Source organism: Bacillus sp. ISL-7 (assembly GCF_018613065.1).
In genome coordinates, this window is record NZ_JAGGQW010000046.1 from 25,037 (window position 1) to 44,714 (window position 19,678).

14 protein-coding genes and 1 other annotated feature are annotated in these 19,678 nt (G+C 40.1%); of the genes, 2 read left to right on the top strand and 12 right to left on the bottom strand.

The window, feature by feature from the left end:
* Nucleotides 1-6: 6 nt before the first annotated feature.
* Nucleotides 7-1,302, bottom strand: a complete 1,296-nt coding sequence (locus tag J7E66_RS18175; protein WP_215002406.1) for a homoserine dehydrogenase — start codon at nucleotides 1,300-1,302, stop codon at nucleotides 7-9.
* A gap of 287 nt (nucleotides 1,303-1,589) precedes the next feature.
* Nucleotides 1,590-1,802: a binding site (T-box leader), on the top strand.
* A 63-nt stretch (nucleotides 1,803-1,865) separates the two neighbouring features.
* On the opposite strand from J7E66_RS18175, the gene serA reads away from it, so the two are divergent.
* Nucleotides 1,866-3,509, top strand: coding sequence for a phosphoglycerate dehydrogenase (serA, locus tag J7E66_RS18180; RefSeq protein ID WP_215002408.1), 1,644 nt, complete (start codon nucleotides 1,866-1,868; stop codon nucleotides 3,507-3,509).
* Between the two features lie 45 nt (nucleotides 3,510-3,554).
* Here serA and J7E66_RS18185 read toward each other — a convergent pair whose 3' ends face one another.
* The 11 genes from J7E66_RS18185 to J7E66_RS18235 all read right to left on the bottom strand — a co-directional run bounded on the left by J7E66_RS18185 (nucleotide 3,555) and on the right by J7E66_RS18235 (nucleotide 18,301).
* Complete coding sequence (locus J7E66_RS18185; RefSeq protein WP_215002410.1) at nucleotides 3,555-4,679, bottom strand: HAD family hydrolase; 1,125 nt, start codon at nucleotides 4,677-4,679, stop codon at nucleotides 3,555-3,557.
* Nucleotides 4,680-4,942: 263 nt separating this feature from the next.
* The gene (locus tag J7E66_RS18190) at nucleotides 4,943-6,364 is read right to left on the bottom strand and encodes an NAD-dependent succinate-semialdehyde dehydrogenase (RefSeq protein WP_215002702.1); all 1,422 of its coding nucleotides are present in this window, start codon (nucleotides 6,362-6,364) and stop codon (nucleotides 4,943-4,945) included.
* Nucleotides 6,365-6,403: 39 nt separating this feature from the next.
* A complete protein-coding gene (gene gabT / locus J7E66_RS18195; protein ID WP_308162542.1) occupies nucleotides 6,404-7,774 on the bottom strand; it encodes a 4-aminobutyrate--2-oxoglutarate transaminase in 1,371 nt (456 codons plus the stop codon).
* Between the two features lie 28 nt (nucleotides 7,775-7,802).
* Nucleotides 7,803-9,176, bottom strand: coding sequence for a putrescine aminotransferase (locus J7E66_RS18200; RefSeq protein WP_215002414.1), 1,374 nt, complete (start codon nucleotides 9,174-9,176; stop codon nucleotides 7,803-7,805).
* Between the two features lie 25 nt (nucleotides 9,177-9,201).
* A complete protein-coding gene (locus J7E66_RS18205) occupies nucleotides 9,202-10,695 on the bottom strand; it encodes an aldehyde dehydrogenase family protein (protein WP_215002416.1) in 1,494 nt (497 codons plus the stop codon).
* Between the two features lie 184 nt (nucleotides 10,696-10,879).
* Nucleotides 10,880-13,003, bottom strand: coding sequence for a sigma 54-interacting transcriptional regulator (locus J7E66_RS18210; protein ID WP_215002419.1), 2,124 nt, complete (start codon nucleotides 13,001-13,003; stop codon nucleotides 10,880-10,882).
* A gap of 116 nt (nucleotides 13,004-13,119) precedes the next feature.
* Nucleotides 13,120-13,368, bottom strand: coding sequence for a biotin/lipoyl attachment domain-containing protein (locus tag J7E66_RS18215; RefSeq protein WP_215002421.1), 249 nt, complete (start codon nucleotides 13,366-13,368; stop codon nucleotides 13,120-13,122).
* Between the two features lie 22 nt (nucleotides 13,369-13,390).
* Entirely contained in the window at nucleotides 13,391-13,681 is a 291-nt protein-coding gene (locus J7E66_RS18220; RefSeq protein WP_215002423.1) for an SAV0927 family protein, read from the bottom strand.
* 31 nt (nucleotides 13,682-13,712) lie between these two features.
* Entirely contained in the window at nucleotides 13,713-14,999 is a 1,287-nt protein-coding gene (locus tag J7E66_RS18225) for a Glu/Leu/Phe/Val family dehydrogenase (protein WP_215002425.1), read from the bottom strand.
* 208 nt (nucleotides 15,000-15,207) lie between these two features.
* Entirely contained in the window at nucleotides 15,208-16,569 is a 1,362-nt protein-coding gene (locus J7E66_RS18230; RefSeq protein ID WP_215002427.1) for an APC family permease, read from the bottom strand.
* Nucleotides 16,570-16,960: 391 nt separating this feature from the next.
* Nucleotides 16,961-18,301, bottom strand: a complete 1,341-nt coding sequence (locus J7E66_RS18235) for an APC family permease (RefSeq protein ID WP_215002429.1) — start codon at nucleotides 18,299-18,301, stop codon at nucleotides 16,961-16,963.
* Nucleotides 18,302-18,648: 347 nt separating this feature from the next.
* Here J7E66_RS18235 and speB point away from each other — a divergent pair, with 347 nt between their 5' ends.
* Nucleotides 18,649-19,620 carry an agmatinase gene (speB, locus tag J7E66_RS18240; protein ID WP_215002431.1) on the top strand — a complete coding sequence of 324 codons (972 nt, stop codon included), beginning with the start codon at nucleotides 18,649-18,651 and terminating at the stop codon, nucleotides 19,618-19,620.
* Nucleotides 19,621-19,678 lie beyond the last annotated feature (58 nt).

Here is a 19,678-nt window from a genome sequence, read left to right on the forward strand (position 1 = left end):
GCCAGCTTATAGCGATTTCCTCACTACCCGATACGCACTTTTTATTTCCTTAACTGCCTTGAGATCATTTAATTTTTGTAAAATTTGATCATAATTAGTTAATGATGCTCGATGTGTCACTAAAACAATTTCTGATGTTTCGTTTTTCTTAACAGGCAGCTGTAAGATCTTTTCAAAGCTGACTCCATATTTTGCAAAGATGGTGGTGATATCAGCGAAAACACCAACCTCATCTTGCACATGAATCCTTAAGAAATATTTAGAGTATTTCTCCCCATTATCTTTTAATTGCTTTGGATATTGAGGTGTCACAGCACTTCGTCCATTTACCCCAAGCCTTAGATTTTTGATTACCGCGACTAAGTCTGAAACGATTGCAGTTGCAGTTGGCAAGCTTCCAGCACCCGGTCCATAAAACATTGTTTCACCAACCGATTCACCATAAACGTAAACAGCATTATATTCATTTTGAACCGAAGCAAGTGGATGATTATTTGATAAGAACGTAGGGGCCACACTTACCTCTACTTTTTCCCCTTCTCGATGGGCATAGCCAATTAGTTTCATCGTATATCCTAATTGTTTTCCATAGCGCAAATCTTCATCGGTTACCTTCGAAATACCGGATACCTGTACATCTTCCAAATCAATATGCATCGAAAAGCCTAATGTCGCTAAGATTGTCATTTTACGGGCAGCATCTAGTCCTTCTACATCCGAGGTAGGATCTGCTTCGGCAAACCCAAGGTCCTGTGCTTCCTTGAGGACCTCTTCATAGGAACGGCCTTCGTCGCTCATTTTGGTTAGTATATAATTGGTTGTTCCATTTACAATTCCCATCAGCTGCTTAATTCGGTCAGAGGCAAGCCCATCGACTAATCCTCGCAGAATTGGGATCCCTCCAGCAACACTTGCTTCATAAAACAAATCACAGCCGTGTTCAGAAGCTACGGTTAACAGTTCCGAACCATGCAAGGCCATTAGATCCTTATTCGCAGTAACTACATGCTTACCTTGACGAAGGGCAGTGATTAAATAATCTTTTGTATCTTGTACTCCGCCCATTACCTCGATTACAACATCAATTTCCTCATCGAAAAGGATTTCTTCCGTGTTTGAGGTTAAAACCTTAGCATCTATTTCAACTGGTCTAATTTTATGTATATCTTGGACAAGTATCTTTTTTATTACAACCGGGCAGCCCACCTGGTGGATTAATTTATCTTGATTTTTTTCAATAATCTTTACTACCCCACAACCTACAGTACCTAACCCCAATAACCCAATCGAGATTGCTTTCATGTTTTACCCTCCTACTTTTTTGTCCACTCAAGACATACAATTGTTTCTCTGTTGTAGACATTATATGATTCTCTTTATTTTTTTACAATAGGTTTGTTTCTAGTAATTATATTTTAACCGCTTACTACCGTATTATAAAGGGATTACTATTATTGAGCAAAATTTTTTAGCAAAATTTGAAATATTTTTTCTTTTTTATCCCTTTACAATATTGAAGGTATGGTTGTAGAATAATCACTATATTCAGTTATTTTTTTGAAATTTCAATCTTTTAGATATTCCATAAATGAAAAGTGATGACGAAGACGGTATTAAGAAAATGCTTCAGAGAGCTGGTGCTTGCTGCGAACCAGTGCAGTTTTCTTAAGATGCCCAGCCCTTCTGAACTGGCCGCCGAAAGTTTTAGTAGGTGGTGCCCGGTTGAAACCGTTAACTTGTTGAGGCTGCTTTTATTTTGCAGCAAAAGAGGGTGGCACCACGCGTTTATTCACGTCCCTCATAACAAGACAATTCTGTCTGTTATGAGGGACGTTTTTTATTAGAAATTAAAGGAGGATTCAAAAATGTTTAAAGTCCTTGTTACCGATGGAATTAGCAATACGGGGTTGAAAAGCTTAATAGATCATCCTAATTTTACGGTAGACCGACAGCCAACACTTCCGACAAACGAGTTAAAAACGATCATTGGCGAATACGATGCCCTTATTGTCCGAAGCCAAACGAAAGTAAGTGAAGAACTGCTCAAAGCAGCTGGCCGTCTCCGTGTGATCGCTAGAGCAGGTGTCGGTGTCGATAACATTGATGTGAATGCGGCAACTAGAAAAGGGATTATTGTCATCAATGCACCTGGTGCTAATACAATTGCAGCAACCGAGCATACCATGGCAATGATGTTATCATTAGCAAGAAAAATTCCCCAAGCCCATCAGAAAACGACCTCCGGCGAATGGGACCGTAACTCCTTTAAAGGGGTGGAATTATATAAGAAAACACTTGGCGTAATTGGAATGGGTAAAATTGGAACTGAAGTGGCGAAACGAGCAAAAAGCTTTGGGATGAACATTTTAGGGTTTGATCCCTATCTAACTGAAGAGCGCGCAAAGAAACTGGGCATGACGAAAGCCAGTCTCGATTTAATTGCTCAAGAATCAGATTTTATTACGATTCATACGCCCCTTACCAATGACACAAGAGGACTTATTAATGATGACTATTTGCGAAAAACCAAAAAAGGGGTCCGTTTTGTCAATTGTGCCCGCGGCGGTGTAATCGACGAAAAGGCACTAGTTAGAGCCATTCAGACAGGACATGTGGCTGGAGCAGCCCTTGATGTTTTTGAAAAAGAGCCTGTTGCCGATCCAGGATTACTGCAAAATCCAAATATTATTGTAACACCGCATCTTGGGGCTTCCACGGTTGAAGCTCAAGAAAAAGTGGCCCAGGAGGTAAGTGCAGAAATCATTGAGATTTTCGAATCTCAATCCATTCAAAATGCGGTTAATATGCCGCAAATGTCAGGAGAAACACAGGCGAAACTGCAGCCATACTTACTGCTTGGTGATCAAATGGGGCAGCTTGTCATTCAATTATTAAACAAACAGGCACCTACTAAAATTGAAATTAATTATTATGGCGAATTAATCGGTGAAGATACAGAATTGTTAACTCGTACGATGCTTAAAGGTGTCCTTTCTTATCATTTAAGTGATTCGGTCAATTTAATTAATGCTCTTCACCTGTTGAAGGAACAAGGAGTCTCTTATAATGTTGTAAAAAACGCTTCGAATAAAGGCTTTGCAAATTATATGGAACTGAGTGTTACCAATAATTTTGAGACGGCCAAAATTGGTGCTACGGTCTTAAACGGCTACGGAGCTAGAATTCTAAAAATCAATCAATACCGGATTGATGTCAAACCAGAAAAATACCTGTTATATATTAAGCATCGTGACGTACCAGGGATGGTTGGTAAGGTCGGTTCTCTATTGGGTGATCACCAAATCAATATTGGAACAATGCAGGTTGGTCGAACAGAGGTCGGCGGCGAAGCTATCATGGTTTTAACCCTGGATAAGACATTAAATGCTAATGTCATTCACGCCTTAAAATTAATTGATGGACTAGAGGAAGCACAAGTCTTGGAGTTATCAAATGTGGATTCTTTTGAACCGGGACGTATGGAAATAGAAAAAGTAGAAAGTATCTAGGCAGAGGAAGAGGGATTGCGATCAAGCAATCCCTCTTTTTTGCACCTATAATATCCCTTTCAAATCGAGCACCGTATCAAGAATATATTCTGCTTCATGCTTTTCAAAATCACTTCTCGCATCTTTTCCTGACAGACCAGTTAACACCGCGGCAAACGGGCAGCCCAGTTGTCTAGCCGCTAACAAATCCGCCAATGAGTCGCCAACCACTAGAACGGTCTCCGCATTTTCAAGCGGTAAACGCGTATTTAAACAATCCTGAACTGATGCTTCTTTTCCGAGAAGTCCCATGATATATGTAAATGGATGCGGCTTCGACAGCGACTTCCTTTCGGGCAGCTCTTTTTCCGCCATTAGCACTTCATCAGCGGTGACGATCCGATTCACTTCAAAATGCTTTAACCAATCTAAATGCTGGAACGGCTGAATTGTTTCTAATTCAGGCCTGCCTGTCCCGATTCCAATCGTGAAACCTGATGAATTTAAGAATTGAAATAACTCATCAATTTCCTGCCTCGGGGCTAATGTGGTTTCATTTGCCAGAAAGCCCTTTTTCCCCTTTTGAACAGAGGGTCTTCCCGTAGAGGCAAGAACATGTTCATCCCCCACATACCATTCTTGGGATACATGCTCACAAACGGACCAAAGTTCTCCCTTTTTAAAAATAGAAGTTTCGACCCCAAGCTTCTCCTTCGCCAACTCATTCAAATAACTAAACAACTCCTGCTTCGTTGCTTCTGAGCGCGCAAACTCTTCCACAAACAAATTGAAATTCAACTTTACACGATAATTACTCAACACCCTGCCAATCTCCAATAATTTTTCTCTAGTTATTGGTGCCTGACACCATTTAGTGATTTTCTCAAATTCAGTATCCTTAATTTGTGACAACAGGTGGATAAGTTGGTGGCAGAATGATAGGTAGATCATGTCCCAGTTGGCGTTTAAGCCGCGTGATTTCATAAACTTGAGAACTTTATCGTTTTCAAATACTAACTCTCTTATTTCCTTGATTTCATCTTCACTATAATCCGTTATAAACTGCTCTGGTTCAAGTCCCAAGTAATTACAGCTAATCAACATCTCCCAAACGGTTAAGGCGGAAGCATCAAAATAATGCTCCTCGCTTAAAAGTACCCCATCAACGTCAAACAAAATTGTTTTAATCACTTATCCCACCCTCATTTCCCAGTTTGCTTTTATACGCTATCGTAACACAGTAGGACGATCAATTTGAAGTAAATTGTTTAAATTAAAATAAAAAGAACAAGCCGTATATGAGATTCTCAAACTGTACGGCTTGTTCCTATTAAAATAGATTTACCCTTTAATTAAACTTTCTTCAATGGTTTGTCCTCGCGATACCCGAGCGCTTACTCCCCTTGCATGATTGTAGCTTTTAGTCGTGGTTTCTCTCGAAGAAAAAATGACTGCTATAAATCCAAACCTATCGATATATATTTTACTTCTAAAAACTCTTCGATGCCGTAGTGTCCGCCTTCTCGACCCAGACCGCTCTCTTTAAAACCCCCGAATGGGGCTTGAACGACTGAAGGCAGGGCATCATTCAGGCCAATGATTCCGTATTCCAGTTGTTCCGTAATTCTAAAGGAACGGCTTAAATTTTCTGTATACACATAGGCAGCTAATCCGTAACAAGAATTATTGGCCCGTTCAATAACTTCCTCTTCCGTTTTAAAGGTGGAAATCGGAGCGAGTGGTCCAAAGATTTCATCCTTCATGCATTCCATTTCGTCATTAATATTGGTCAAGATTGTTGGAGCATAGAAATAGCCGTTGTCTTCCGCAGGCTTGAGCCCGCTATAAGTAACTTTTCCACCCTTTTCAACTGCATCCTTGACCAGTCCTTCTACTTTTTTATAAGCGTCTTGATCAATTAGTGGGCCGATATCTGTTCCCTCTTCCAGTCCGTTGCCGACTTTAAGCTTTTCTAATTCTGTTTGAAAAAGGTTAATAAATTTGTCGGCTATTCCTTCTTGAACAAATACTCGGTTTGTACAAATACAAGTCTGACCTGCATTACGAAATTTTGATTGCACAAGTCCTTCAGCAGCTTTTGCTAAATTTGCATCATCCATCACAATAAATGGAGCATTTCCGCCGAGTTCGAGCGATACCTTTTTGACAGTTTCTGCGGCACCGCGCATCAACGTTTTTCCAACTTCTGTTGAGCCAGTAAAGGTAATTTTTGTCACGCGCGGGTCCTTCAGCCACGCTTCACCTATTTCTGAAGACCTTCCTGTAATCACGTTTAACACACCTGCAGGAATTCCAGCTTCATGGGCAAGCTCCGCCATTTTTAATGCCGTAAGCGGTGTTTGATTTGCCGGCTTCACCACAGCCGTACAACCTGCAGCTAGGGCTGGTGCTACTTTTCTCGTAATCATTGCCGCCGGGAAGTTCCACGGGGTTATCGCCGCTATTACACCAACTGGTTCCTTTCTAACTAGGATTCTTTTATTTGGATGTGATGCCGGAATCGTTTCACCGTACACCCGTTTTCCCTCTTCGGCATACCAAGAGATGAAGCCATTGGCATACTGAACCTCTCCAAGTGCTTCTTTTAGCGGTTTACCCTGTTCTATCGTCATAATCCGTGCAATATCATGCTTGTTTTCTTCAATTAAATTGAACCATTTCATCAGCAGCTTGTAACGCTCTTCCGAAGTTTTCTTCGACCAGATTTTGAAGGCTTTATGGGCAGCATTTACAGCCTTTTCTGCTTCATATGCGCCGCCTGTTGGCACGGCACCAATTACTTCCTTTGTTGCAGGATTGATTATTTCTGTTATAACCTCATAATCACTTCCAACCCATTCTCCGTTAAGATACATGGGATAAATTTGATAGTTTTTCTTTACAGTATCCATATTTTATTCCCCTCCAACGTATATGGCAGGATCATTTTTATAAACTGCTTCCATTGCTTCTTCGAGAATTTGTAATCCTTCTTCCAGTTGGTCATCAGGGATCGTTATGGGCATGAGCAGGCGAATAACATTGCTATATATCCCCGCGCTAAGTAACATCAAGCCACGTTCCCCTGCAGCTTTCACAATTTTTCCAGCCGCTTCTTTATCGGGTGTTTTCGATTGTCTATCCTTGACGATTTCCATCGCACACATGGCACCAAGGCCGCGGACATCACCAATTCCTTCGAAACGTTCCGCAAGGAGGTGCATCTTTTCGAGCACGCGGTCTCCTATAATTCTGGCGCGGTCATTAAGTTGTTCATTTTCAATTATATCTAATACTGTCAGTGCTGCCCGGCATCCGAGCGGACTTCCAGCATAGGTTCCGCCGATTTCGCCAACTTCAGCGGTATTCATAATATCTGCCCTGCCAATTACGCCGCTGATCGGAACACCAGCCCCCATTGATTTCGATATCGTAATTAAATCAGGGACGACTCCAAAATGATCGATGGCAAAGTATTTTCCAGTCCGCGCGAACCCGGTTTGGATTTCATCGGCAATAAACAAGATCCCATACTGGGTGCAGATTTCTCTTACACGCTTAACAAAAGCTGTGTCAGGGATGATAAAGCCGCCTTCTCCTTGCACAGGTTCCATCACGACAGCAGCAATCGTTTCAGGGGCGACTTCTGCTAGAAGAAACTGGTCAAATTGCTCGATAATCATGGCGCTATATTGCTGCTCGTTCATTCCTTCCGGGCGGCGGTACCCATAGGGATACGGCGCCTTGTACACCTCTGGTGCGAATGGTCCAAACCCATATTTATACGGCTTTACTTTACTTGTCATAGTCATTGTCATTAATGTCCGGCCATGGAACCCTCTTGTAAACGAAACAATTCCTTGGCGCTTTGTATATTTCCTAGCAATTTTTACAGCGTTCTCAACCGCTTCGGCACCACTGTTAAAAAAAGCCGCCTGCTTTTCAAAATCACCTGGGGCAAGCTGGCAAAGCCGCTCGGCTAGTGCTATATACGATTCATACATCATCACATTAAAGCCCGTGTGGATAAATTGACTAGCTTGTTCTTGAAGAGCTCTAACCACTCTTGGATGTGAATGGCCAACATTTATCGTTCCAATAGCACCAGCAAAATCAATATAACAATTACCGTCCACATCTTCGACCAGGGATCCTTGCGCCTTTTTAACAAAGGAATGGCAGTTATTACTGATTCCTTTGGGGACATATTTATTTCTCCGCTCCAAAATTTCCTTAGACTTCGGCCCAGGTATCTCTGTTTGGAGCTTAACATATTTCTTTTCCACTTCTGTGCTCCCCCTTTTTAAAAAATCGTTAGGCATCTAAATGTTCTAATACATCTTTAAAGGTGCTAACCACTTTATTTACCTCATCATAACTAATGGTCAAAGCTGGCTCGATACGAATGGTTTTTGAATTAATCAAAGTCCCTGCTACTAGGACCCCTCTGTCAAACATTCCTTTTGAAACTTCGTAGCCGATTTCATCTTGATGGAATTCAATTCCAATCATTAATCCCTGACCTCGGATTTCCTGAACCTTATCTTGATGGCCCTCTGCTGCCTTTTTCAGTTCTGCAAGGAAATAGGCCCCCACTTCCGCTGCTCTTTCTGGTAACTTTTCTTCAATTAACACCCCAATCGTCGCAATCGCAGCCGCACATGCTAAAGGATTGCCCCCGAAGGTTGTTGTATGCATAAATGGATTATCAAACCAGCTCCTGAATACATTTTCTGTAGCTACAACAGCACCTGCTGGCATCACTCCGCCGCCAAAGGCTTTTGCTAGACAGATAATATCTGGAACAACCTCATACAATTCAGCAGCAAACATTTTTCCAGTTCGGCCCATTCCTGTTTGCACTTCATCAAATATGAGTAAGGAGCCATATTGATCACAGAGCTCACGAACTTGTTTTAAATAATTTTCCGGTGGAAGGATGATTCCTCCTTCACCTTGAATCGGCTCTAAAAGAACTGCAGCCACATCTTCTCCAACGGAAGCACAGACTTCAAACGTTTTTCTCATCATGTCTATATCGCCAAACGGCACATGACGGAAGCCTGGTATTAACGGTAAGAATGGTTTACGGAACATCCCTTTAGCCGTTCCTGACAACGAGCCTAAACTTTTCCCGTGAAATGCACGAGTAGTAGAAATAAATGTTGTCCGCTCGCTGTACATTTTCGCGAGCTTTAAGGCTGCTTCCACACTTTCTGTCCCGCTGTTGGTAAAAAAGGCATACTTTAAATTGCCTGGAGTGATATCGGCTAAGATTTTTGCTAACATCGCACGAAGCGGATCCAGCAAATCCTGACTATGAAGTGCCTGACGTTTTAATTGGTCCGTTACCGCCTTAACCACCTTAGGGTTGCGATGACCAACATTATAGATGCCAAAGCCGCCCAGACAATCAATGTATTCCTTACCATTAACATCCTTAAAGCATGATCCATTATCAGACCATTCCACTGCAGCAAATTGGCCGCCTTCAGTAACTGTTTTGCGGTATTCTAGGAAGCCTGGGTTGACGTTCTCACGGAAGCCGTCAACGGTTTCTTTCGTAATCCAAGCTGCTTCTGCTTCGTTAATTTCCTCTTTTTCTATTAAACTTAGAACCTTATTAATATATTCACTTACATTTTTATTTTGCTCATTTTTTAATTCTCGTTCTAAATCGATACTCATAATTTATATTCCTCCTAGTAGTAAATTAGTTTGAAAACCAGCCAACCGGCTCAACCTGTAAATTGATATTAATCTGTTTTATTTCTTGAAATTCTTCAAGCCCAAACGTTCCAAGGCTGCGCCCAATCCCACTTTGCTTATAGCCTCCCCATGGTGCTTCGTTATAAGTAGGATGGTAGGAATTTACCCAAGTAATCCCTGCACGCAGCTTTTTAATGACCCGCAAGCCCTTTGCACCATTATTGGTAAACACACCACCGGCTAACCCATATACCGTACCATTTGCAAGTTTTATAGCTTCCGCTTCGTCCTTGAACTTCTGAATCACAACAACAGGACCGAAGATTTCCTCTTGGACAATTCTCATTTCTTGGACCACATCGACAAAAACGGTGGGTTCAACAAAATAACCTTTTTCTAACCCGTTGCTAACCATCCGCTTTCCTCCGCAAGCAACTGTCGCACCTTCTTGTTTTCCTATTTCAATATATGAAAGAACCTTTTCTAAGTGTCCCTGACTGACAAGCGGACCCATCTCTGTTCCAGATACATTTCCTGGTCCTACTTGAATTTGCTTAGCTCGTTCGACAAACCGCTGGACGAATTGATCATAGATGCTTTCTTCGACAAGGATCCTTGAACCAGCTGAACAGACTTGACCGGACCCTGCGAAGATCCCAAATAAGGCATAATCGACTGCCGTTTCAAAATCAGCATCGGCAAAAATGATATTGGGCGATTTACCGCCTAATTCTAATGAAACTTTTTTCATCGTCTCAGCTGCTGTTTTCATAATGTGCTTGCCCGTTTTCGTACCGCCGGTAAACGAAATCATATCGACCTCAGGATGGGAAGCGATTTCATTTCCAACAACCGCTCCAGCGCCCATTACCATATTAGCCACCCCTTTTGGCAAACCGACTTCTTCAAAAATTTCAAATAGCTTTTTCGGGGTCACTGGTGTCACTTCAGACGGTTTAAAGACAATTGTATTTCCCGCGGCTAAGGCAGGGGCAATTTTCCAAACACTCATTAACAGCGGATAGTTCCACGGAACAATTAAGCCACAAACCCCCACCGGCTCGCGGACAACCATAGCCTGCATAGGATCGGCGACATGATAGGTCTGTCCATCAGGCTTTGTAATCAGGCCGGCATAATAACGGAAGCAAGCAGCTGCGTCGCCGACATCAAAGCCTGCTTCTCTCAATGGTTTCCCGTTATCCATCGTTTCCAACTGGGTTAATTCATCGGCATATTCATCAATTTTGTCAGCAATTTTTAATAAATAGGAGGCTCTTTCTTGAACGGAAATCCCGGACCAAACACCTTCTTCGAACGCTCTTCGTGCTGCATAAATTGCAGTACGAGCATCAGTGATCGTTCCTTCAGGTGCATATGAAATAACCTCACCAGTTGCAGGATTAATTACTGGACGTGTTTCTTGATTTTCGGCATCTTTCCACTCACCATCAATAAACATCTTCAGGTTAACAACTCGGTTTTTTATCTCGACCATTTAAATTCCTCCTTTATTCACCCTCAATAACTAATATTGCAAGAACCGTGCCAAAGAATAAAACCTATCAAAATAGTTATCTTTTAAAACATCCGAGTATATACTATTCAATTTTGCATAACCCTATGAATAATTGCATAGAAAAAAGCTGCTTCAGATCTAAGAGATCTAAAACAGCTTTTCATTAGAAGGTAGGTAAGTTTTCGATTCTGATATTTTTCTCTGACACTATTTTTTGATACTTTCTGCTTACAGATGACTGGCTGATGCCTAAGGCTTTGGCGGCTTTTGTGGTCGTTTTATATTGATTCATCGCCATCACAATTAACTGCTCTTCAACATGATCAATAGCCTCTTGCAATGGAATGACCCTTGTAATTACTGGCTTCATCTTTTTATGTTCCAAGCCGATTGATAAAAATTGGCTGACGAATTCAGCATCAATCGTAGGGTGTTCGGCAGTGACTACTAATCTTTCAATAATGTTTTGAAGTTCCCTGACGTTACCCGGCCATGGATAAAACTCTAGAACATTAATTGCATCAGGGGTTAGATGATAATTCCGCTCATATTTCTCATTCAATTGCTGAAGGAAATGAAAGGCGAGCAGCGAAATATCCTCCGTCCGTTCTCTTAATGGCGGAATGTGGATCGGAATGACATTCAAGCGATAGAATAAATCCTCGCGGAAGGTACCCTCTTCAACCATTTTCTCTAATTTTTTATTGGTGGCAGCGATAATCTGCACATCCACCTTTATTGGTGTTGTAGTTCCAATCGGAATTACTTCCTGCTCCTGCAGTACACGTAACAATTTTACCTGTAGATGGATTGCCATCTCACCGATTTCGTCCAGAAACAAAATACCGCCATCAGCCTGTTTAAAGTATCCTTCTTTTCCATTCTTATCCGCTCCGGTAAATGACCCTTTCGCATAACCGAATAGTTCACTTTCAAGTAAATTTTCTGGGATCGCCCCGCAGTTTAATTTAAGAAATGGCTTTGTCGAGCGTCTGCCTAATTGATGGATCGCCTGAGCAATTACTTCTTTTCCAACTCCAGATTCCCCGTTAAGAAGGACTGTCGAAGAAAAGTCAGCAATTTTCTTGGCTTGATTGATAATCTTCTCCATTTTCGGACTACAGTAAATAAGCTTTTTCAAAAAGCGGTCCTTACTTTTAAAATCGTCCAATTCCTTCTTATATTGTTCTGATATCTTTTTAATTTCTTGCAGTTCATTTTTTAATCGGGTAGTTTCGGTAATATCGCGTGATGCAATGATAATCCGGTCGAGTTCATTTTTTTCATTAAAGACCGGATTTCCGACGGCAAGAATTTTTCTTCCAGCTTTTGTTTCTTGAACAACAGAGACTTTTTTTCCTTTTTCTAAAACAAGTCTTGTGACCGAAGGTGTAAACAGCCCTTGGTCCTCAAGTTCGAGAATATTCTTACCAATCAGTTCTTTTAAATCTACTTTCCAGAAATCTTGAATGATGTTTTCACTGAACCTAATTAGTTCCCCTTTGTCATTCACCACGAGGATTTCATCATATATACTAGACAAAATCGCATGAAGGTCCTTATTTAAATCCTTAATATATTCAATTTCCATGGCCATTTCTTCGACCATAGGCAAATCCTGGGCAACAATGATGATGCCATCGACTTCATTCTCATAGTTTAAGATGGGGCTATAATCGACAAGAATCCCGATTTCATTTTTGATGACCAGATGATTAAGAAGCGTCTTACCGGTTGTAAATACCTGTTCAAGATGGGTGCCGCTAAAAATGTCTCCTGCAGGAAGATTCATAACCTTATCAGCTGTTGAACGAATCATTTTTAATCCAGCTTCATTATAATTAATAATTCGTTTTTCCTTATCCAATACAAAAATCCCCATTGGAATCGAAGTTAGAATAATTTTAAGTAAGTCGACACTTTTATTTTCCTGCTTAAAAAGCTCTGCTAGAACGTCCTCTCTGCGAATATAGCCTGCTGGAATACCATCCTCACCTCTAATGATCGCAAAGGGTTCGCCAATTATTTGGAACAAAGCAGGCAAGGAAATTTGTTCGCTAAGATGGCAGATGCTTTCTAGCGATTTCGCTTGATTATGTAGAGATGCAATCGAAGCATGCTCTTTTTTATGGTTTTCAAGCAGTACATAAGCAAATAAGTGATTTTGTTTTTTTAAAAACAAAAAGGGTTCCTTAAGGTTATTTAAGGTAGATCGAAAAACTTCTTCACATTCATCCACGTCTACTGAAATAATTGGTTTCACTTTTTCTTTGGCAACGGAAAACATCGTTTACTTCCCCCTTAACACCTTATCAATCTAATACTATCACTTTATTTGCAATATTTTAAATTAAATATGGCAAAAAAAAAGAAGATGTGCGTCCCATCTTCTTTTCCTAGCAATTAATCATTACCATTAACAAATAAATCTTCTTTAATATAAGCGAGAACCATCCCTGGAATAACTTTATCACCTTCCTGCACTTCAAGCGATTCAACTTCGCCGCTCAAACTAGTCTGAACCGTTTCTAATTTGCCTGATTCTGTTTTGATCATAAATAAGGTTTCCCACTCATAAATTCTTGACTCGCCCTTAATCGAAATCCTTGCCACCTTTCCATAACAAGGGCTAAGAACTACACCATAATACATGAACATCCCTCTCCCTTATGGTTTAATACTGCTCTTGAAAAGGCCGTGTCTGTAATACTAAACTGAAGAATTCTTGAAATTCAGGGATATCCTCTGCTTGGATTCCCAGTCTTTCTGCCCAATGATCGTCTGAATAGGTGTCCTCTTGGCAAAGTAACACCATTTTCCCAGACTGAATCGAAGTGACCATCGCTTTCCCAAAAAACTGCTCTGAATAACCAATCGTCAAATCATAACGGTGGTTATTTGAAATTAAACAAAAGTAGTGTAACAGCTGCTGTTCTTTTTGTTCAGATAATATATCTAGCTTCATACAAAATGGCCTCCTCTTATCAATTGATTTTTTAATATTTCAACCATCCTCTAAGCCTTGAAGCCTCTGTAAGCTTTTGACATCCTTCAATATAAGCAGCAATTTTCATATTTACACCATACCGTTTAGAGGTATGATAAACCTTTAAAAAGCTGGCTGTCATTTTTTCCTTGAGCCGCTCATCTACGGTTTCCTCCGTCCAGTAATAGCCTTGATTGTTTTGACACCATTCAAAATAAGAGACAATGACACCGCCGGAATTGGCAAGTATATCAGGGACAACCAAGATCTCCCGTTCATCTAGTATTTTAAGCGCATCTTTTGTGGTTGGTCCATTGGCAGCTTCAATGATAATATTACAGTTAAGTTTACTTGCATTATATTTATTGATTACTCCGGAGATTGCTGCTGGAACGAGGATATCACATTCCTTTTCTAATAAATCCTGGTTTGAAATTGAACTATTAAAGCGATTTGACACAATGCCAAATGAATCTCTATTTTCCAAGAGATATGGTATATCTAGCCCCTTTTCATCATATAAACCTCCGAGGATATCTCCAATCCCAATTACTTTTGCGCCAATCTCATATAAATACTGGGCTAGGAAACTGCCGACATTCCCAAACCCTTGAATGATGACACGGGTATCTTTTAATTGTAATTTCCTTAATTCACATACCATTTGCAGCGTATATAAAACACCTTTTGATGTCGCTGTTTCCCTGCCCTTCGATCCCCCAAGTGCAATTGGCTTTCCCGTGATAAAACCGGGAGAGTCGAATTCACGGATATGATCATATTCATCGAGCATCCACGCCATAATTTGCGAGTTCGTATACATATCAGGCGCTGGAATATCCTTTGTTGGACCGACCAGCTGGCTAACCGCTCTAACGTAACCCCGGCTCAACTTTTCCAATTCATCTAAACTCATTTTACGAGGATCGCAGATGATCCCGCCCTTTGCACCACCATAAGGAAGGTCGGTAATCCCGCACTTTAAGCTCATCCAGCCGGCCAATGCTTTTACCTCATCTGCCGTGACGTCTGGATGAAACCGGATTCCTCCTTTGGTTGGACCTGACGCATCATTATGCTGAGCCCGGTACCCCTGAAATATTTCTGTTTGTCCGTTGTCCATTCGAACAGGAATACTTACTTCTAAAAATCTCATCGGCTTCTTTAGAAATTCGAATACTTGGGGTGGGTAGTTCAGGATGTTCACAGCTTCTTTTAACGTTTCTTGAAACTCAAGAAGGGAATTATCCTGTTCTCTTCCTTTCGTATTCTTCGTGTCTAGAGATTTGACTGCCATTCTAACACCTCATTTTTTATTGTTACTTAAGGTTAAAGCAAGTTTCGTGCCAACTAATAAATAGCGTTTTCAATACGGTGATCTAGTAAAGAGGAGCTGAACGCTATGTAAAAATGATTGAATTATTCATTGCTGCATACCTTTCAAACCATCATCCTAATAAAATAAAAAAGCCAGGCGATTAGCCTGGCTCAGGTAACTTTCTTTGTTAAAGGGAAGAGGTCTTTTCAGCGTCATCAATATTTAAATCAGCAATTTTGATTTTAAAGAATTTTGTTTGGAAAAGCATATAAATCAGACCAATTCCGATCCAAACAATCCCGCCAATGAGTGCATCAAATTGTAAGTTTGCCCACAAAATTCCCGTTAATCCAGCTCCAATGATCGGCATAATTAAATAGGAGAAAATATCTTTAGCTGTTTTATATCTCTTCTGGCGAAAAACGAAATGAGCAATGACTGATAAGTTGACGAAAGTAAAAGCAATTAACGCACCAAAGTTAATAAAGGAGGAAATCAACTCAAGACTTGGGGCAATTGCAAGCAGTGAAACAACCCCGACTAAGATGACATTAAAAACCGGAGTCCGGAATTTTGGATGGACATAACCGAACGTTTTTTTAGGCAGGACCCCATTTCGTCCCATTACGTACAAAAGTCTTGAAACACTTGCATGTGAGGCTAGTCCTGAAGCTACTGTTGCTGCAAAAGCACCTGAGAGGAATATCAGTTTAAAAAGTGTTCCACCTACAAACAATCCGATTTCAGGTAATGTATCATCAGTTACTTTGAAACCAGAAACATCTGGAAATAAGGCTTGGGCGAAATAGCTACAGACGAAAAAGATGGCGCCGCCAATAAAGACCGTTAACATAATCGCTCTCGGCATCGTTTTTTGGTCAATTGCTTCCTCTGCATACATAGTTACGGCATCAAATCCGATAAAGGAGAAACAAACCACTGTTGCCCCTGTCAAAATTGCTCCGAGGTGGATATCTGAATGAAAAAGCGGTGTTGTTGTTAAAATCGTGCCTTGTCCCATTCCTTTGGAAAGCTGGACAAGGGCAAGGACAATAAATGCTGCAATTAAGACCACTTCAAAAATAACGAGCAGGGCATTTAAATTAGAGGTTTTCCCCATACTCCAAGCATTAATCGCAGTGACGATTGCAACATAAGCGACAACCCAAATCCAGGCTGGCACCTTTGGAAATACAGATACCATATAAATACGAATAATCAATGCATTTACCATCGGAAGCAATATATAATCAAGCAACGCTGCCCAGCCGACTATGAATCCGAGATGAGGGCTCATGGTCTCTCGGGTATACGTATAGGCAGATCCAGCACTTGGAAAAACCCGTACCATTTTTCCATAACTTATAGCGGTAAATACCATTACAACCAATGCTGCTAGATATGCTAATGGGACCACACCATTTGTTTCTTCAGAGACAATCCCAAAGGTATCAAATACTATGGTTGGTGTCATATAACCCAATCCAAGCATAACGATCGCCCATAGCCCAAGTGAGCGTTTAAGAGTCGTATTCTCCAATTTAACCATCTCTCCTTTTATATCCGGATATTTGTTTATTAATAATTAATTGTAAGCATTTACATTTTGTTCTAGGATTGATGAAATACTTAATCTAAAAAAAAACAACTTACTAATCGTAGATCAGCTCCTCCTTCCATTGTACTAAAATCCTATTATTTTAAATAATTGCAATTTTCATGCCAATTAAATTTCTTCCTTATTAAAATATACTTTTACTTTTCAGGACCAAAAAATTGGCATTACGACTTTTAATCAAATTTGCAATCTATCAAATGAAACTATTATTTTTATGAAAAAATGCATAACCTACTCAGGTTTGCATAAAATTGACGCAATCGACAAAAAAAGCAGTGGATTTTTCTCGTAGAATCCACTGCTTCCTTAAAAAATAATTCGATTATGCTTCCTCAGCTTTAAATTGCGGTGGTGCTATTCTGAATGCTTTCGTTAGGAAAATTAAGTAAGTAAATCCAACAGCAAACCAAATAACTCCCATAATCAAGGAACTAACCTCAAGATTAATCCAAAGTATCCCAACCGCCCCCGCACCAATTAAAGGCATTATAACGTAATCAAAAAAACCTTTAGGTGTCCTGTGCATTTTTTGACGAACGGCATAGTGATTAATTACAGAAAGATTAACAAACGTAAAGGCCATTAAAGCACCGAAATTAATTAAAGTAGTTGCTGTAACTAAGTCAAAGAACCAGGCCGACAAGGAGATTACTCCAACAAATAACACATTAAACGCAGGTGTTCGCCATTTTGGATGAACGTATCCAAACCATTTTTCTGGGAATACCTTGTCACGCCCCATAACATATAAGAGTCGTGAAACACTAGCATGTGAAGCAAGTCCGGAAGCTAGTGTATTGACAAAGGTTGTACACAAGAAAATCGGTTGAAACAGCTTTCCACCAACATATAGTGCAATTTCTGGAAGTGCAGCGTCAGGTTCTTTGAACCTAGATATGTCTGGAAAAAAGGATTGAATAAAAAACGATGTGGTAATAAAAATAACCCCGCCCCATAAAGCTGTAAGCATAATCGCTGTTGGAATTGTCTTTTCCGGATTAGGCGTTTCTTCAGCTAGCGTCGTAACAGCATCAAAACCAAGGAACGAAAAGCAGAGAATCGTTGCACCAGTAATGAGAACCGGCATGTTCATACCTTCAACAAAGAACGGTTGTAAACTAAAAACAGTACCTGTTCCCTCACCTGCGTTTAATCCTTTAACAACTAGTATTATAAAGACAATCATGATGAGAATTTGAATTAAAACAAATAATGTATTGAAATTTGCTAGGATATTTACGCTACGTAGGTTTAGGAAGGTAACAATTCCAACAAACACTAATACCCAAATAAAATCTGGAACTGCTGGAAACAAAGCATTCAGGTACAGTTTTGTTAATAAAGCGTTAACCATCGGCAAAAACAAATAATCAAGTAGAGAAGACCAGCCAACTAGAAAACCTAGATGCTTGTTTATTGCTTTTTGGGTATAAGTATAGGCTGAGCCTGCTTGAGGGAAAACCTTTACAAGCTTCCCATAACTCGCTGCAGTGAATAACATCCCAATCAATGCAATAATATATGCTGTTGGTACATGACCTTTCGTTATACCAGAAACAATTCCAAATGTGTCAAAAACCACCATAGGTGTCATATAAGCTAGTCCCATGATAACGACCTGCCACAGCTTTAACGATCTTTTCAGCTTTACGCCATTTTCCACATATCATACCTCCTCTTTAATTAAAACGCTTTTATTACCGGATAATCCCCTTGATTTCTATAGATTATTTCTCCTCCTTAGATTTTGGAAATTCAGAATGTAATCTCGCAATTTTTGTGCCAAGCTATATTCTTGTAAAATTTCACCTTATTACTTATGCAATCCTTAAAGGAAGGTAATTGAAGTTAAATTTATAATTTTTTAAATCTTCGAAATTATTCATTTGCGCATACATTATTCCAAATTAAGTAGAATTTGTCACATACATTAAGCCGATCCGCTTTATTCTTTATTGGCACAAAACTTGCAAAACTAATTATATAAATAAATATGTGGGGGAATTTTAGATGCAATATCCATTATCACCAGATGTCAAACCAGAATTTTGTACCACCGGGACCTTTATGCGATTACCTTCACAAAGAGAAAATGTGAAATTGGCAATCGTTGGTGTGCCGTTTGATACAGCAGCCTCATTCCGTGTTGGGGCTCGGTTCGCACCTCAAGCCATCCGTCAAGCTTCAATGACCTTATTTCCTTATCATCCGATTCACAAGGTCTATCCTTTTGATGCTTGCAATGCGATTGATATTGGTGATGTTTCCGTCATTCCCCATAATATCCATCGAAGCTATGAGATAATTGAAAAGGCAATGATGGACCTAATGGAAAAGGGGATAATCCCAATTGGGCTTGGAGGGGATCATTCCGTTACATTAGCCAATCTTCGTGCTGCTGCAAAAATACATGGTCCTGTAGCCTTAATCCATTTTGATTCCCATACAGATACATGGGATACGTATTATGAAGAAAAATATTGGCATGGTTCCCCATTTATCCGTGCATATGAAGAGAATCTCCTCATTCCAGATAAAGTTTTTCAGGTAGGAATTCGAGGAACCCTAAATCATCCAGGAGATATCGATGCAAGCACAGATCTGGGATATCATGTTATTACAACCCCTGAGCTAAAGGAACGAGGCATAGGAAATGTAATAGCTGAAATAAAAGAAAAAATTGGTGACACCCCTTGTTTCCTTAGCTTTGATATCGATTTTGTTGATCCATCATGTGCTCCTGGAACGGGTACACTAGAAGTCGGTGGTTTAAATAGCTTTGAAACATTGCAAATTATCCGCTCGTTAACTGATTTTAATTTTATCGGTTTTGACTTAGTAGAGGTGTTGCCTCCCTATGATCCAACTCAAATTACTTCCTTACTTGCTGCTACCATCATTCATGAATTTGCCAGCCTCGTAGCACTTAAAATTAATAAAGATTCATTAATTCCTAGTTCGACCAACAATAATTCCTTGTAAAAGCAAAAAGCAGTGGGTTCCATTTTAGGAATCCACTGCTTTTGTGTAAACAATTATT

What these genes read in the sequence shown, in the direction of transcription:
- J7E66_RS18225 (WP_215002425.1), bottom strand. Translation starts at nt 14,999, where the DNA reads ATGGCAGTCAAATCTCTAGACACGAAGAATACGAAAGGAAGAGAACAG.
- J7E66_RS18210 (WP_215002419.1), bottom strand. Translation starts at nt 13,003, where the DNA reads ATGTTTTCCGTTGCCAAAGAAAAAGTGAAACCAATTATTTCAGTAGAC.
- J7E66_RS18190 (WP_215002702.1), bottom strand. Translation starts at nt 6,364, where the DNA reads ATGTATCTTAACGGAGAATGGGTTGGAAGTGATTATGAGGTTATAACA.
- J7E66_RS18175 (WP_215002406.1), bottom strand. Translation starts at nt 1,302, where the DNA reads ATGAAAGCAATCTCGATTGGGTTATTGGGGTTAGGTACTGTAGGTTGT.
- J7E66_RS18215 (WP_215002421.1), bottom strand. Translation starts at nt 13,368, where the DNA reads ATGTATTATGGTGTAGTTCTTAGCCCTTGTTATGGAAAGGTGGCAAGG.
- J7E66_RS18230 (WP_215002427.1), bottom strand. Translation starts at nt 16,569, where the DNA reads ATGGTTAAATTGGAGAATACGACTCTTAAACGCTCACTTGGGCTATGG.
- speB (WP_215002431.1), top strand. Translation starts at nt 18,649, where the DNA reads ATGCAATATCCATTATCACCAGATGTCAAACCAGAATTTTGTACCACC.
- J7E66_RS18200 (WP_215002414.1), bottom strand. Translation starts at nt 9,176, where the DNA reads ATGAGTATCGATTTAGAACGAGAATTAAAAAATGAGCAAAATAAAAAT.
- serA (WP_215002408.1), top strand. Translation starts at nt 1,866, where the DNA reads ATGTTTAAAGTCCTTGTTACCGATGGAATTAGCAATACGGGGTTGAAA.
- J7E66_RS18205 (WP_215002416.1), bottom strand. Translation starts at nt 10,695, where the DNA reads ATGGTCGAGATAAAAAACCGAGTTGTTAACCTGAAGATGTTTATTGAT.
- J7E66_RS18220 (WP_215002423.1), bottom strand. Translation starts at nt 13,681, where the DNA reads ATGAAGCTAGATATATTATCTGAACAAAAAGAACAGCAGCTGTTACAC.